Consider the following 13,652-nt stretch of genomic DNA (forward strand, 5'->3'; position numbering starts at 1 on the left):
CCGCCCGCGCGGCGCCGCCCGCACCCTCGCCACCGCACCGCTTCCTGGAGGTCAGCACCGTGAGCACCCTGTCCACCCCCGCCGCCGCGGCATCCGCCGCCGAGTCCGCTCCGTCCGCAGGCGGCCGACTCGTCCACCTGGGCATCGGCAACTTCTCCCGCGCCCACACGCTGCCGTACACGGCGGATGCCGGCACGGGCGAGGAGGCCTGGCGCGTCAGCGCCTTCACCGGCCGCTCCCCCGCGATCGCCGAGACGCTCGAGGCGCAGGGGAACCGCTACGGGCTCGTCGTCCGCGAGGCCGACGGCGACCAGGTGCGCCTGCTGGACGTCCTCGACGAGGTCCGCCCCGCGTCCGACGTCGAGGCCCTGCAGCGCCTGGTCGCCGATCCCGAGGTCTCCGTGGTGACGCTGACGATCACCGAGAAGGGCTACGCGGCGGGCGACGACCCCGCCGTCTCCGCCCCGGCGCGCCTCGCGCTCGGTCTGCGCGCCCGCCGCGAGGCCGGCGTCGAGGAGCCGATCGCCCTGGTCTCGTGCGACAACCTCCCGGGCAACGGCGAGGTGCTGCGCGAGGCGGTGCTCTCCGCGGCCGACGAGGACACCCGCGCCTGGTTCGACGACCACGTGGACGTCATCTCCACGATGGTCGACCGGATCACCCCGGCCGCGAGTGCCGAGGACCAGAGGATCGTCGAGGAGGCGACCGGGTTCGCCGACCGCGCGACCGTGGTCACCGAGCCCTTCACCGAGTGGGTCGTCCAGGACTCCTTCCGCGGCCGCCGCCCGGCGTGGGAGACGGCGGGCGCGCAGCTCGTCGAGGACGTCGAGGTGCATGAGAAGCGCAAGCTGCGCCTGCTCAACGGCGCCCACTCCCTCATGGCCTACGCGGGCCAGCTCGCCGGCCACGAGCGCGTGGACCAGGCGATCTCCGACCCGGAGGTCCGCGCGCTGGTCGACGCCCTGTGGGCCGACGCCCGCGCGACCCTGCCCCTGCCCGCCGCAGAGCTCGACGCCTACACGGCGGCGCTCGTCGAGCGCTTCGAGAACCCGCGCATGGCAGACGCCCTGGACCGCATCGCGGCGGACGGCTCGGTGAAGCTCACGGTGCGCGCCTTGCCCGTGATCGCGGACCGCGGCGGTCCCGCGCAGGCGTCCGGCGTCCTCGCGCTCGTCGCGGCCTGGACCGCCTTCGTCACCTGGCGCGTGGAGACCGGGACCGCATTCTCGGATCCACGGGCCGACGGGATCGCCGAGGCCGCCCGCCTCGCGGATCCGACGACGCGCGTGCAGGCCCTGCTCGACCTCGTCATCGACGGCGGCGCCCCGCAGGATCTCGTGGACGCGGTCGTCGCCGCCGAGGGGACGCTGCCCCGGGCCTGAGGCCCGGGTGTGAGGCCCGGGGGCCGGGGCCGGGTCGGGGGCCCGGCCCTCAGCCCCGCAGGACCCGCAGCACCGGCACCTCGTGCAGGCCGCGGTGGACGTCCTCGAGGGCGCGATCGAGGTCCTGCAGGGCGAACCGGTCGCCGTACAGCCTCCGGGACTCCTCGACCATCGGCCCCACATGCGGGTCGACGGCCGAGGCCCCGGCCGCGGTGGTCAGCACCGTCAGCCGCAGCCGGTGCGTCCCCGGGCGCAGACGATCGGTGAGATCCAGGCGGTGCGGTGCCCGCCAGATGATCCCGGCCCGCTCGCCGTCGACCCCGACCACGGCGATCTCCCCCACGGGCGGGCGCACCTCCGCGCGGAAGCCCTGTGCGCCGCCCGGCCGAGGCATCGGCGTGCACGACCCCAGGTCGAGCTCCACGCGGGCACCGGCCGGCACCTGCTCCGCCCCGATCCGGACCTCGATCTCATAGACGCCGCGCGAGCGCTCCGGCGGCAGCTCCCCCTCCCAGCTGTGCGGCAGGGTCACCTCGCGCTCCGTGTCCCCCGCACTCGTGAAGGTCCACGGCCCCGCGAGGGAGAGCTGCGCGTGCGGCTCCGCCCGCGACGCGACGCCGTCGACCGACGCCGCGTCCCCGTGCGCGTCCGTCCGGGCCGGCTCGTCGTCGCTCCCGATCAGCACGAGCGCCTGGTAGGGGTGCAGCTCGACGGTGATCGTCCCCTCGTCGACGCGACCCTCGTCCCCGCCCCCGATCTCGCCCTTCGCCTCGGCGCTGCCCTCCGCCTCGGCCGAGGACCGTTCCCCGAGTGCGCGGCGTCCGCCGTCGTCCGGATCGAGGACCTCCCAGTGCACCCGGCGGGTGCGCGGGGTGATCGCGACGCGGCGCACCGCGGCACCGGTGTTCGCCACCAGGTACAGGTCCCCGTCGTCCAGTCTGCGGTGCACCGTCCCGATCTCCCCGCCGTCGCCGCGGAGGGACACGTCGGGCGGGAGAGCGGAGCGCAGGGCCGCGCCGAACTCCGCCTCGGGGACCTGCTCCCGCGCGGGGCACGCCGGTGCCTCGACGGCGATCACGGTGCCGCCGGCCGCGCGCACCGCGTCGAGCCATGCGCGCGTCGTCTCCGGCATCCGGGCCGCCCGGGCGACCACCACCGCGGGGTAGGCGTTCGGCGCGAGGGTCTCGAGCGCGGGGTCGTCCACCAGGTCGAAGTCCCAGCCTCCCGTGCGGATCGCCGCCGGGATCCGGGGGCCGATGAGGTCCCGCGCGGCCTTGAACAGGTCGAAGCCGCCGGCGTGGGCGGCGCGGGCGTCATCGGCGGGCACCAGCACGGCCACGTCGGCGACCCGCTCCCCGCGCCGCAGCGCCCCGCAGAGCCGGGCGAGCGAGGCGGTGAGCTCCGGCATCGCCGGCCACCACGGATTCCGGTCGTCCAGCGCCCCGGCGGCGTAGAAGCGCCAGCCCGGTCCCGGCGCCTCGGGCGGCGAGTACGGCCACCCGTGGCCGACGAACCGGGTGATGCCCGAGAGCAGGTGGTCGTGCGCCTCGGCCCGCAGGTCCAGCGGCGTCGCGCGGAAGGAGGGCGAGTGCACCCACGTCCACACCTCGCTGGAGACCACGTCGTGCCCCAGCAGGTGCGCGGCGGAGGACGCCCAGCGGCAGGCGGTGATCTCCTTCCAGCCTGCGCCCTCCCCCTCGATGAGGTCGGCGGAGCGGTACGCGCTGAGCGTCACGGGCGGCTCGCCGTAGGCCTGGACGCGGAAGGGGACGCCATGGCGTGCGGCCCAGTCGCGGCACACTGCCAGGAAGTTCTCCTCGACGAGCTCGCCGAGGGTGCGGCCCATGTCGACCCGCAGCTGCGCGGAGGTCGGCCCCTCGCGCCCGTCCTCCTCGGTGACGAGGCGGTGCAGCACGGGCACGGGGTCGTAGCCGCGGCGCCGCGCGAACTCCTCCGGCAGCCGCGGCGTCCAGCCCGCCTCGTACACCTCGAGGCTGTCGCAGAACACCGAACCCAGCAGCGCGGCGGGCACTGCGCCGAGCAGCGCCTCGCCCACGACGTGCAGATGGTGCCGTGTCGCGTCGGCGCTCAGGTGGTCGAGCACGGGCCCCTCGGCCCCGGCCGATGCGCGTTTGACCTGCTGGCCGGTCACCTCGGACCAGGCCAGCAGCACGGTGCGGGGCCCGAGCCCCGCGGGGATCTGCAGCACCTCGGCATCCGTCGCGGTCGGCACGTGCACCCACTGCGACGGCGCCGTGCCCTCCCCGACATAGACGCCCACGAGATCGTCGCCCGGCCAGGAAGGACGCACCGGGACGTCCAGCGGCGCCGGGGAGATCTCGCGGCGCTCCCAGCGCAGGCGCCGCGAGGCGTGCTCGGGTCCGATGTGGGGTCCGCCGAAGGACCAGCCACTTCCGAGCGTCACGTCCAGCCGCAGGCCGAGCTCCCGCGCCCGCTCGGCGGCGTGGCGCAGGGCCGCGAGCATCCGCAGCGAGCCGAAGCGGTCCGCCGTCTCCCGCAGCGGGTGGACGAAGGCGACCTCGGCGCCGCCGAGGCCGGCGGCGGCCATGGCCTCGAGCTCGCGGTCGATCTCCCCGAGCTCCTGGTCGGGCCCGAACCACCACCAGCGCATCATCGGCCGGTCGGCAGGGTCCGGGTCCCGCCACCCGCGGCGCAGCGCGGTGGGGGTGCTGGCTCCCGCGTCTGCCGAGCCCGCTCCGCCTCCTGGTCCGAACCCGCCGCTCATCCCGCGCCCGTTCAGCGCGCCGGCACGGCGGCGAAGGGTGCGAGGTGCCGGGAGATGTGCGGGACGAGCACCCGCGTGTACCGGTCGTGGTGGGCGCGCAGATCCGCCGCGAAGCGCTCGCGCAGCGGGGTCCCGTCGGCGAGGTCGGCCGTGAGGGAGTCGCCGTAGCCCACGTGCAGGATCTGCCGGGCGTCGTCGCTGTCCCGCACGAGCTGGACGAGGGCCTCCGCGCCCAGGCCCGTGAGGTCCGTCGGGGTGCGGTCCTCGTGCGCGGAGACCTGGTAGGAGGCCTTCGCCCGTGCGTAGGCCTGCCGCGAGATGCCCCAGACGGCGGCGAACAGCTCGGGGTCCTCCTCGGCGATGACCTCGAGGGCGCACAGGTAGGAGGTGCCGGAGGTCTTCAGGTGGACGAGGCCGTCGGTGGCCTCGAGGGCGAGCGGGTAGATCGAGAACTTGTCGGACCCCGAGTGCAGCGAGATCTTGTAGCCGCCGTGCAGCGCGCCGATCGCGTGATGGACCTCGAGGTTGCGTCGCAGCTCCTCCCGGTCGCCGCGGAACTCGAGGCCCTTCTCGAAGCCGTCGACGTAGCGGGGGGCGAAGGAGAACCAGGTGACGCCGAGCCTCTCGAGCTCGGTCGCGAGGTAGTGGTGCTCGAAGAAGGTGGTCTGCCAGGCCGTCTCGTCGACCGCGATCTCGACCTCGACGGCGGGCTCGCCGCCGTGCGCGGCGCGCGCGGCCTCGGGTGCGTGCGCGGCCAGGTGGCGATGCAGCCGCGCGGCCTCGGCGACCGCCCCGCCGTACTTCACGGCGGCGGTGAGGATCTCCGCGTCCGACGGCGCGATCCGCTCCCCCGCGGCCTCGATGTCGAGGCCGCGGTAGCGGGCGTGGAGGTCGGTCCGGGTGTCCTCGAGCGCCTTCCACGGCAGGTCGTCGACCTGCCGCTCGGTCACGCCGCCGGTGACGTCCTGGACCATGTCGCCGGGGTCGAGGGTGAACATGCGGAACCCGGCATCGAGCCCGCGGTCGATGCCCTCGGTGGTCTTGATGTGGTCGCAGTCGGCCCCGTACCCGCGCTCCCATCCGGCTTCGACCAGGCCGAACACCGCGTCGTCGAGGACTTCCCTCGCGCTGCGCCCGAGCCGGTCCATCTCGCGGATCGACTGCTGGGCGAGCACGGGGAGGACTCCTCCCCCGGCCTCCGCGAAGGCGCGCGCCTGCCCGGCGGTCGCGAGGCCGGTGCGGTCCCCGGTGCCCACCGAGGTGCGGTGCCCGCTCACGAGCCGCGGGCGCAGCGCGGGCACCGCCGCCCGCAGGGCGAGCGCGTTGGCGTGGCTCGCGGGTCCCTCGAGGACCGCCCCGTCGGCCGTCTCGGAGACGGTCCCCTCGAACGCGGCCAGGTCCGCGGGGCGGGCGGCGCGCAGCAGCAGGCTGCTCTTCTCACGGCTGCGGACCACATCGGCCTGCAGGGCAGCGGTGTGCAGGGTCATCGGGAATCTCCTCCGGTGGGATCGGGTGCGCGGTGGCGTGGGGGCGCGAGGGCCGACGCGGTGGTCTCGTGGACCGCGTCGGGGTCGGCGAAGGGCGCGCCGATGCGGCTGAAGGGCGCGCCGGCGTGGAGCGCCCGGCCCATCCAGTCCTCGACGTCGCGGACGACGGGGTGGGCCGCCTCGCCCTCGCCGACCCAGGCGACGTGCTCAGGGCCGATGGGCCCCGGGTCGGGCCCGCTCTGGGTGGCTTCGAGGACGGTGGTGAAGGCCTCGGTGCTCTCGAGCGGGGAGAGCAGCGGCGCGGACGAGTCCTCGCGGCCGTCGAGAGGGTCGGGGCCGTCGCGATGGTCGAGGAGGTCGAGGCGGTCGAGATGGTCGAGGAGGTCCACGAGCAGATCCCTGCGACCGGGGGACTCCTGCGTGCGCACTCCGGAGGCGTCGACGAGCTCGAGGCGATCCGTCGTGTACTCGAGCCGGGCGCGTCCCTTCTCCCCGCGGATCTCGATCCAGGGGTCGCTCTGCGAGGGCGCGGTGGTCACGAGCGCCGCCTGGACGAAGGGGCCGGGGGCCGCGGGGTCCACGCGCAGGTAGGTGGTGTCGTCGGCCTCGATGTCGTGGGCGCGGCGCAGTTCGGTGGTGATCCGCGCGATGTCGCTCCTGCGGGAGATGCCGGCGATCTGCAGGGCGAGGTCGACGGCGTGGGCGAGGGGGTTGGTGGCGACGCCGTCGGCCACGCGCCGACCGTCCATGCGGCGCCTGCCCGCCCAGGGGCTGCGCGCGTAGTAGGCGCGGTCTCGCATCCAGGCACCGAAGGCGTCGACGCTGCGCACCTCGCCCAGCGCGCCGGATGCGAGCAGCTCCCGCATCCGCGCGGCTCCTCCCCCGCCGCGGGCCTGGAAGCCGACCTGCACGACGCGTCCGGCCCGGGCCGCGGCACGCAGCAGGTCCTCGTGATCGACGAGGGAGGGCACGGGCGGCTTCTCGAGGTAGAGGTGGCAGCCGGCGGCGAGGCCCTCGCGGGCCAGGCCGGCGTGGGTGGTGATCGGCGTGGCGATGATCAGCACCTCGGGCGCCTCGTCGGCGCCCTCGAGCAGCGCCTCGAGGCTCGGGAACCACGGGGCGCCGATCCCCGGTTCGGGCTCGGCGACGTCGACGACGCCCACGAGGCGGATCCGCCCGCTCTCGCGCAGCGGCGCCATCCGCCGCAGGTGCACGGCGCCGAAGCCGCGCGTGCCGATCAGTGCGATCGGCCGCGCCGCGAGGGTCCCGTCTGCGCTCATCGACCGATCCCCATGAACTCCTCGACGTCGACGGCCTGTCCGGTCTCGATCGAGGCGTTGCCGCAGATGCCAATGGAGATCGCGCGCAGGCCGTCGCGCCAGTCCGCCGCGCGGCCCAGCGGATCCGCGCCCGCGTCCTCGGATCGCCCGCGGAAGACCTCGGCGAGCATGAGCGCATCGCCGCCGCCGTGGGCGCCCTCCCCCTGCGGGATCTCGATCTCCTGGGCGGTCTCGAAGTGTCGCTGGAGGACGAGTCTCTCGCCGGCACGGCGCGCGCCGCCGCCGTCGTCATCCACCCGCACGGCGCTCGGGTCCACCACTGCCTCGCCCGCGGACGCTCCGTCGCCCTCGGCCCGTCCGTCGTCGGAACCTCCGTCGGCCCCGTCCCGCGCCCCGGAGCTCGTGAGCACGGCGGTGCGCTCGACGACCTCGAGCTCGACGCGCCCCTCGGTGCCGTTGACGGCGACCCGGTAGCCCTCCCAGGGGCTGTGGGCGTTCAGCGCATAGGTCAGGGCGAGGCCGCTGTCGAAGTCCACGATCGCCGTGAGGTTGTCCTCCGTGGTGACGCCGGGAGCGAAGACGTCCTGGTCACGGCGATAGCCGTCGTGCTGCTCCTGGTCGAGGTAGAGCTCCTTCAGACGAGGATCGCTGCGCAGGTCGAGCTCGAAGGGCCCGTGCGGACCGTCGTGCGTGCCGCGCTCGGCGGCCGGCTCCTCTCCCCTCTCCTGCGCCGCCCGGTCGCCGTAGAAGCGCACGCCGCCGCGCGCATAGACGGTCCGCGGCTGGGCGTCGATCCACCAGGAGGCGAGATCGAAGTGGTGGGAGGCCTTGTGGACGAACAGGCCGCCCGAGTTCGCCTTGTCGCGGTGCCACCGCCGGAAGTAGTCGGCGCCGTGCGCGGTGTCCAGCACCCACTCGAAGACCATCGAGACCGGCGTGCCGATGCGGCCGTCGGCGATCACCTCGCGCAGGGCGCTGTTGCGCGGCGAGTAGCGGTAGTTGAAGGTGACCCTCACGCTGCGGCCGGTGCGGCGCACGGCCTCCTCGATCATCCGCGCCTTCTCGGCATCGATCGTCAGCGGCTTCTCGACGACGACGTCCGCGCCGGCCTCGAGGCTGCGCACGATGTGCTCGGCATGGAAGCGGTCCACGGAGGTCACGATCATGCGCTCGATGCCCCGCTCGGCGATCACATCCTCGAGACGCTCGGGGCCGACGGCGGGGACGCCCTCGAGCGCCGCGTAGTGCTCGCGGTACCACTGCATGCGCCCGGGGTTCGTGTCGAACAGCGCGACGATCTCGGCGACGTCGGCGTGGGGGCCCGTGATCGCGTCGATGTACATCTGGCTGCGGTGGCCGGTGCCGATCAGGCCGTAGCGGGAACTCATGCGGTCTCCTTCGGAACGTCGGGAACGGGATGGGCCGCGCACGGCCGACGACTCCCGCTCACTTGATCCCCGTCGTCGCGAACCCGCGGATGAGGAAGCGCTGCCCGAGGAGGAAGACGATGAACAGGGGGACGAGCGAGAGCACGGACATCGCGAACATGGCTCCCCAGTCGGAGGTGCCCTGGGAGTCGAGGAAGGCACGCAGGGCGAGGGGGACGGTGAAGTTGTCCGGCGTCGTCAGATAGATGAGGGAGCCGAAGAAGTCGTTCCACATCCACATGAACGTGAAGATCACTGTGGTCGCGATCGCGGGCGTCATGAGCGGCAGGATCACGCGGAAGAAGATGCGGAAATGTCCGCAGCCGTCGATCCGGGCGGCCTCGTCGAGCTCGCGGGGGATGCCGCGGATGAACTGGACCATGAGGAACACGAAGAACGCGTCGGTCGCGAGGAACTTCGGCAGGATGAGCGGGAGCATCGTGTTCACCCACCCGGTCTGGGAGAACATGATGTATTGCGGAACGATGACCACGTGGATGGGGAGCATGAGCGTCATCAGCATGACCGCGAACGCGATGTTCCGACCCCAGAACTTCAGCCTCGCGAAGGCGTAGGCGGTGAGCGAGCAGGCGATAACGTTGCCGATCACGCAGCCCAGGACGAGCAGGGTCGAGTTGATGAGGTAGTGGGAGAACGGCTGGGACAGGGCGTTCCAGCCGTTGACGTAGTTCTCGGTGTTGAAGCTGATCGGGAACAGCCCGGGATTGCGGAAGATCTCGGTGTTGGGGCGCAGGGAGCTGACGATCATCCACAGCAGCGGATAGATCATGACCAGCGAGGCGATAATGAGGATCGCGTGGCGGACGATCGGTCCTGCGCGCCGGATGCGACGGGGCCGGGCCCCCGGCCGGTCGCCCGTGCGGTGGCCGCGGCCGACGGGCGCGGCGGAAGCGCCGGCGCCTGCGGGAGCGGAGGGGCCGCTGGTGGTGAGTTGATCAGTCATCGTAGAACACCCAGAACTTGGAGACGAAGAAGTTGATGACGGTGAAGATCGCGACGATGACCAGGAGCAGCCAGGCCATCGCGGAGGCGTAACCCATGTCGAACTGGGTGAAGCCCTTCTGGTAGAGGTACAGCGTGTAGAAGAGGGTGGAGTCGGAGGGGCCGCCAGTGCCCCCGGAGACCACGAACGCCTGCGTGAAGGACTGGAAGGCGTTGATCACCTGCAGGACCAGGTTGAAGAAGATGATCGGGGTCAGCAGGGGCAGGGTGATCGCGGTGAAGCGCCGCCAGCGGCCGGCGCCGTCGACCTCGGCGGCCTCGTAGTACATCTGGGGGATCTGGCGCAGGCCCGCGAGGAAGATGATCATCGGGGAGCCGAACGTCCACACGTGCAGCAGGATGATCGTGCCCAGCGCAGTGGAGGGGTCGGAGATCCAGCCGGGCAGGTTCGTGAAGCCGAGCATGCCCCCGATCTGGTTGACCAGGCCGCCGGTGCCGAACATCTGGCGCCACAGGATCGCGATCGCGACCGACCCGCCCAGCAGGGAGGGCAGGTAGAAGATCGAGCGGTAGAACGAGAGGCCCTTGATGCCCTCGTTGAGCAGGACCGCGAGCGCGAGGGCCAGGGCGAGCTGGAGGGGCACGCCCACGACCACGTAGATCAGGGTGACCTTCAGGGAGGTCATCAGCCGGGCGTCGTGGAACATGTCCACGAAGTTCTGCAGGCCGATCCACTTCGGGGCGGCCAGCAGGCTGTAGTCCGTGAACGAGAGGTACAGCGAGGCGATCATCGGGATCAGGGTGATCCCGAGCAGCCCCAGCAGCCACGGCGCCATGAACATCAGGGCCGGCTTGTTGTCCGGGTGCTTCTCGCGCACCCCGCCCCGTCCACGGCCCTTCGCCATGGACGTGAGCTCACCGATAGCACTCATCACTCATCCTTCCTCCAGTGGTCCTCACCGTCCGGTCCGGGACCGGTTCAGACCGTGATCGCCGACGTGAGCTGGTCCAGCAGGTCCTTCGCCGCGGCCTTGGTGTCGGTGCGGCCGAACAGGAGGTCCTCCCCGCACCGCGTGAGGATGTCCTCGAACTGGCCGCCGCCCTGCGGGGTGATCACGGGGGCGTCGCCCAGCTCGTCCGCGATCGACTCGATGAAGTCGACGGCCTTGATGTCGGCGTCGGTGAGGTCGTCCGCGATGGCCTCGCGGACCGTCAGGTTCGCGGGCACGCCGCGCTCGGCGAGCAGCAGCCTCCCCGCGTCCTCGCTGTTGACGAGCCAGTCGACGAAGGCGACGGCCTGCTCCTCGGCGGTCGTCTTCGCGGAGACCGCGAAGTACATCGAGGCCTTGTACCAGAGCTGCGCGTCGGCGGCCTTCCCGGTCATCGACGGCATGCGCAGCACGTGCACCTTGCCGCCCGCGGCGGTGTCGTAGGCGACGACCTGGTTGGACCAGGCGACCTGGAGGGCGCATTTGCCGGTGGCGAACAGGGACTGGTCCACGGACTGGCCTGCCTCCTCGACCGACACGGAGGCGTCGGGCGCGGCCTTCGTCTCCTGCAGGGACTTCGCGTATGCGAAGAACTTGGCGGCGTCCTCGGCGGCGAAGCCGGGGCCGTCGGCCGCGTACTGGTCCTTGCCGAGCTGGCGCATGTACACCTGGAAGGTCGCCTGGACCAGGCCGATCTGCTGGATCCCGTAGACGCCGTCGTCCGTGGCCTTCGTGATGTCGGCGGCGAGCGATGCGAGGTCGTCCCAGGTCCAGGTGGTGTCGTCGGGCAGGTCGATGCCCGCGTCCTTGAACACGGCGGCGTTCGCGAGCAGCACCGGCGCGTTGATGCCGGCGTTGATGGCGAGCAGTCCCTTGTCCGGCACCTCGCCCGCCGCGACCGAGCTGTCCTCGAAGTCGCTCGTCTCCAGTCCGGCCTTCTCGAGGTCGAGCAGCGCACCGCGGTTGCCGTACTCGCTGAGGTACTTCTCGTCCATCTGGACGACGTCCGGCATGTCGCCGCCGGCGACCTGCGTGGCGAGCTTGTCCCAGTAGCCCGACCAGTCGGCCGGCTCGGCGGAGATGCTCAGATCGGACTCGACCTCGCCATAGGCGTCGATCGCGCCGCGGGTGGCCTTGTCGCGCACGGCGTTCCCCCACCACATGAACCGGAGGGCGGAGGAGCCGTCACCGCCCGAGGCCTCCGAGGTCGAGCGATTGGGGCCGCAGGCGGCCAGTGTCAGCGCCGTGGGGACGGCGAGGGTGAGGGCGAGGGCTTCGCGTCGGGTGTGCACGTGATCTCCTTCGATCAGGGCTTCTGCGCGGCGGGTGGGTGACATGAATGGATGTCTGAGGGGATCGTTCGCGGCCGACGGCGCCGGCCGCGAACGGTGTGCGGAGGCCGGCGGGCGGGATCTTCGCGGTGCGTTCCGCGGAGTGTGCGGGGCCGGTTCCGAGGGCCGACCGCGAGTTCTGCGGAGGATCGGCACGGTCCGCGGCGACCGCGCGATCGGCAGATTCTAAGCAGAGGAGACCGCCCGAATGCAAACGTTCTCATACGGGCGGGAGGCGCGGTCGACCTGACCTGGGAGAGCGCTGTCCAGTCGGTCGTGGCGCAAGGCCGACATTCCGGCCGTCACCTGACCTGTGCCCGGGACGGCCACGATCGTCCGGCTCATCCGAGCTGCCCCTCGGCTTCGGTGACGGCGGCGGCGCTCGCATCGCCCGGCTTCGCGCGCCCGAAGAGGACGTCCTCCATGTGCCTGCCGAGGGCGTCGTTCACGGCGCTCCCGCCCGGAGGGGTGATCACCGGCGCGTCCCCCAGTTCGTCGGCGATGGCCTCGATGAAGTCGACCGCCTTCAGGTCGGAGTCGGTGAGGTCGCCCTCGATGGCCTTGCGCACCGTGAGGTTCGCGGGGACGCCCCGCTCCGCGAGGAGGATCTTCCCTGCGTCGGTCGAGTTCACGAGCCAGTCGACGAATGCCGTGGCTGCCCCCTGCTGCGCGGACCTGGCCGCGACCGCGAAGTACATCGAGGCCTTGTACCAGAGCTTCACATCGGCGGACTTCCCCGTCATCGACGGCATGCGCAGCACCTTCACCGTTCCGCCGAGCGCCGTGTCGTTGCTGACCACCTGGTTCGACCACGCGAGCTGGAGACCGCACGTGCCGGTGGCGAACAGCGTCTGATCGACGGACTTCCCCGTCTCCTCGACGGCGACCGAGGCCCCGGGCGCCGCCCCGGTGCTCTGGAGCTCGAGGGCGAACTCCATCCACTGCTGCAGCTGTGCGGCCGTGAAGCCGAGGCCCTCGTCGGCGAACTTCTCCCCTCCGAGCTGGCGGAGGTAGACGCTGAGTGCGGGATCGCCGGCGGCGCCGAGCTGCTGGACGCCGAAGGTGCCGTCGGGCGTCGCCTTCGTGATCGCGGCGGACATCTCGACGAGCTCGTCCCAGGTCCATGAGCCGTCGTCGGGCAAGTCCACGCCGGCCGCGTCGAAGACGTCCGGATTGGCCAGCAGCACCGGGGCGTTCACGCCCGCGTTCAGCGCGAAGAGCCCGTCGTCGACCATGCCGGCGTCCAGCGCCGACGGATCGAACTCGGAGGTGTCCACGTCGGTGTCCTTGAGGTTCAGGAGGATGCCCCGACTGGAGTACTCGCTGAGGTAGGACTCGTCCATCTGGATCAGGTCGGGCACGTCCCCGCCGGCCACCTGGGTGGCGAGCTTGTCCCAATAGCCCGACCAATCGGTGGGCTCATCGGAGATGCTCACTTCGGGATGCCCGGAGCGATAGGTCGAGATGGCTTCGCGCGTGGCCTTGTCCCGCACGGCGTTTCCCCACCAGGCGAAGCGCAGGGTGCCGGAGTCGGAGGCGCCGGATCCACCGGACGAACCACCAGGAGCGTTCGGACCGCAGGCGGCAAGGCCTCCCAGGCCCGCCAGAGCCAGAGGCACTGCGAGGACGGTGCGACGTGAGGGCATGGCGATCTCCTTCGATCTTCGCCGCCGGGTGCGGCGCAGCTGACGATCCACATGAGCCCGGCGATGTTCGGGACAGCTGCCCGACGGCAGGCCGCGCCGCCACGGAACCGTCGACACAGCATCCCCGGGAAGCGCTCTCCAACACTGCGGAGGACGCCGCTCATTGAATCGAGGACGAGCGTATGCGCAACTCTGAAACGTGTAAAGCCCTCGATGCAGAATCGTGACTGCACCCCGTACGACGCCGGGGGACCGCGTCCACGGGATGCACCACCAGGGAGCCGCCACGGCTCTTCCGTGCGCTCGTCGGTGCGCGCGCCAGCGGTACAGGAGCCCCCGTCAGCGCACCTGAATGAGGCGAGGGATGCAGAAAAGGGTTGTGGCTCGTCACCGCGCTCCAC

General features: G+C 72.1%; 9 protein-coding genes. 1 reads left to right on the forward strand and 8 read right to left on the reverse strand.

Features of this window, described 5'->3' with window-relative positions; translation table 11 throughout:
* The first annotated feature begins 59 nt into the window (after nt 1-59).
* Nucleotides 60-1,382, forward strand: coding sequence for a mannitol dehydrogenase family protein (locus FHG10_RS07020; RefSeq protein ID WP_227488091.1), 1,323 nt, complete (start codon nt 60-62; stop codon nt 1,380-1,382).
* A gap of 49 nt (nt 1,383-1,431) precedes the next feature.
* On the opposite strand, the gene FHG10_RS07025 is transcribed toward FHG10_RS07020, so the two are convergent.
* From FHG10_RS07025 to FHG10_RS07060, 8 genes are all read right to left on the reverse strand, one after another.
* Nucleotides 1,432-4,017, reverse strand: a complete 2,586-nt coding sequence (locus tag FHG10_RS07025; protein WP_193636220.1) for a glycosyl hydrolase — start codon at nt 4,015-4,017, stop codon at nt 1,432-1,434.
* 122 nt (nt 4,018-4,139) lie between these two features.
* Entirely contained in the window at nt 4,140-5,615 is a 1,476-nt protein-coding gene (locus FHG10_RS07030) for a tagaturonate epimerase family protein (protein ID WP_152352576.1), read from the reverse strand.
* Nucleotides 5,612-6,895: a Gfo/Idh/MocA family protein gene (locus FHG10_RS07035; RefSeq protein ID WP_152352577.1), complete on the reverse strand. Its 1,284-nt coding sequence runs from the start codon at nt 6,893-6,895 to the stop codon at nt 5,612-5,614. Before FHG10_RS07035 ends, FHG10_RS07030 begins: the two co-directional genes overlap by 4 nt.
* A complete protein-coding gene (locus tag FHG10_RS07040) occupies nt 6,892-8,283 on the reverse strand; it encodes a Gfo/Idh/MocA family protein (RefSeq protein ID WP_152352578.1) in 1,392 nt (463 codons plus the stop codon). The genes FHG10_RS07035 and FHG10_RS07040 overlap by 4 nt, the downstream gene beginning before the upstream one ends.
* 58 nt (nt 8,284-8,341) lie before the next feature.
* Complete coding sequence (locus FHG10_RS07045; protein ID WP_152352579.1) at nt 8,342-9,286, reverse strand: carbohydrate ABC transporter permease; 945 nt, start codon at nt 9,284-9,286, stop codon at nt 8,342-8,344.
* Nucleotides 9,279-10,217, reverse strand: a complete 939-nt coding sequence (locus FHG10_RS07050; RefSeq protein ID WP_152352580.1) for a carbohydrate ABC transporter permease — start codon at nt 10,215-10,217, stop codon at nt 9,279-9,281. Before FHG10_RS07050 ends, FHG10_RS07045 begins: the two co-directional genes overlap by 8 nt.
* A 47-nt stretch (nt 10,218-10,264) precedes the next feature.
* Nucleotides 10,265-11,566: an ABC transporter substrate-binding protein gene (locus FHG10_RS07055; RefSeq protein WP_152352581.1), complete on the reverse strand. Its 1,302-nt coding sequence runs from the start codon at nt 11,564-11,566 to the stop codon at nt 10,265-10,267.
* 380 nt (nt 11,567-11,946) lie between these two features.
* On the reverse strand, nt 11,947-13,251 hold the full coding sequence (locus tag FHG10_RS07060; protein ID WP_152352582.1) for an extracellular solute-binding protein: 1,305 nt from the start codon (nt 13,249-13,251) through the stop codon (nt 11,947-11,949).
* Between the last annotated feature and the right edge of the window lie 401 nt (nt 13,252-13,652).

Source organism: Brachybacterium subflavum (assembly GCF_009299795.1).
Classification (GTDB): domain Bacteria; phylum Actinomycetota; class Actinomycetes; order Actinomycetales; family Dermabacteraceae; genus Brachybacterium; species Brachybacterium subflavum.

What these genes read in the sequence shown, in the direction of transcription:
- FHG10_RS07025 (WP_193636220.1), bottom strand. Translation starts at nt 4,017, where the DNA reads ATGATGCGCTGGTGGTGGTTCGGGCCCGACCAGGAGCTCGGGGAGATC.
- FHG10_RS07030 (WP_152352576.1), bottom strand. Translation starts at nt 5,615, where the DNA reads ATGACCCTGCACACCGCTGCCCTGCAGGCCGATGTGGTCCGCAGCCGT.
- FHG10_RS07035 (WP_152352577.1), bottom strand. Translation starts at nt 6,895, where the DNA reads ATGAGCGCAGACGGGACCCTCGCGGCGCGGCCGATCGCACTGATCGGC.
- FHG10_RS07040 (WP_152352578.1), bottom strand. Translation starts at nt 8,283, where the DNA reads ATGAGTTCCCGCTACGGCCTGATCGGCACCGGCCACCGCAGCCAGATG.
- FHG10_RS07045 (WP_152352579.1), bottom strand. Translation starts at nt 9,286, where the DNA reads ATGACTGATCAACTCACCACCAGCGGCCCCTCCGCTCCCGCAGGCGCC.
- FHG10_RS07050 (WP_152352580.1), bottom strand. Translation starts at nt 10,217, where the DNA reads ATGAGTGCTATCGGTGAGCTCACGTCCATGGCGAAGGGCCGTGGACGG.
- FHG10_RS07060 (WP_152352582.1), bottom strand. Translation starts at nt 13,251, where the DNA reads ATGCCCTCACGTCGCACCGTCCTCGCAGTGCCTCTGGCTCTGGCGGGC.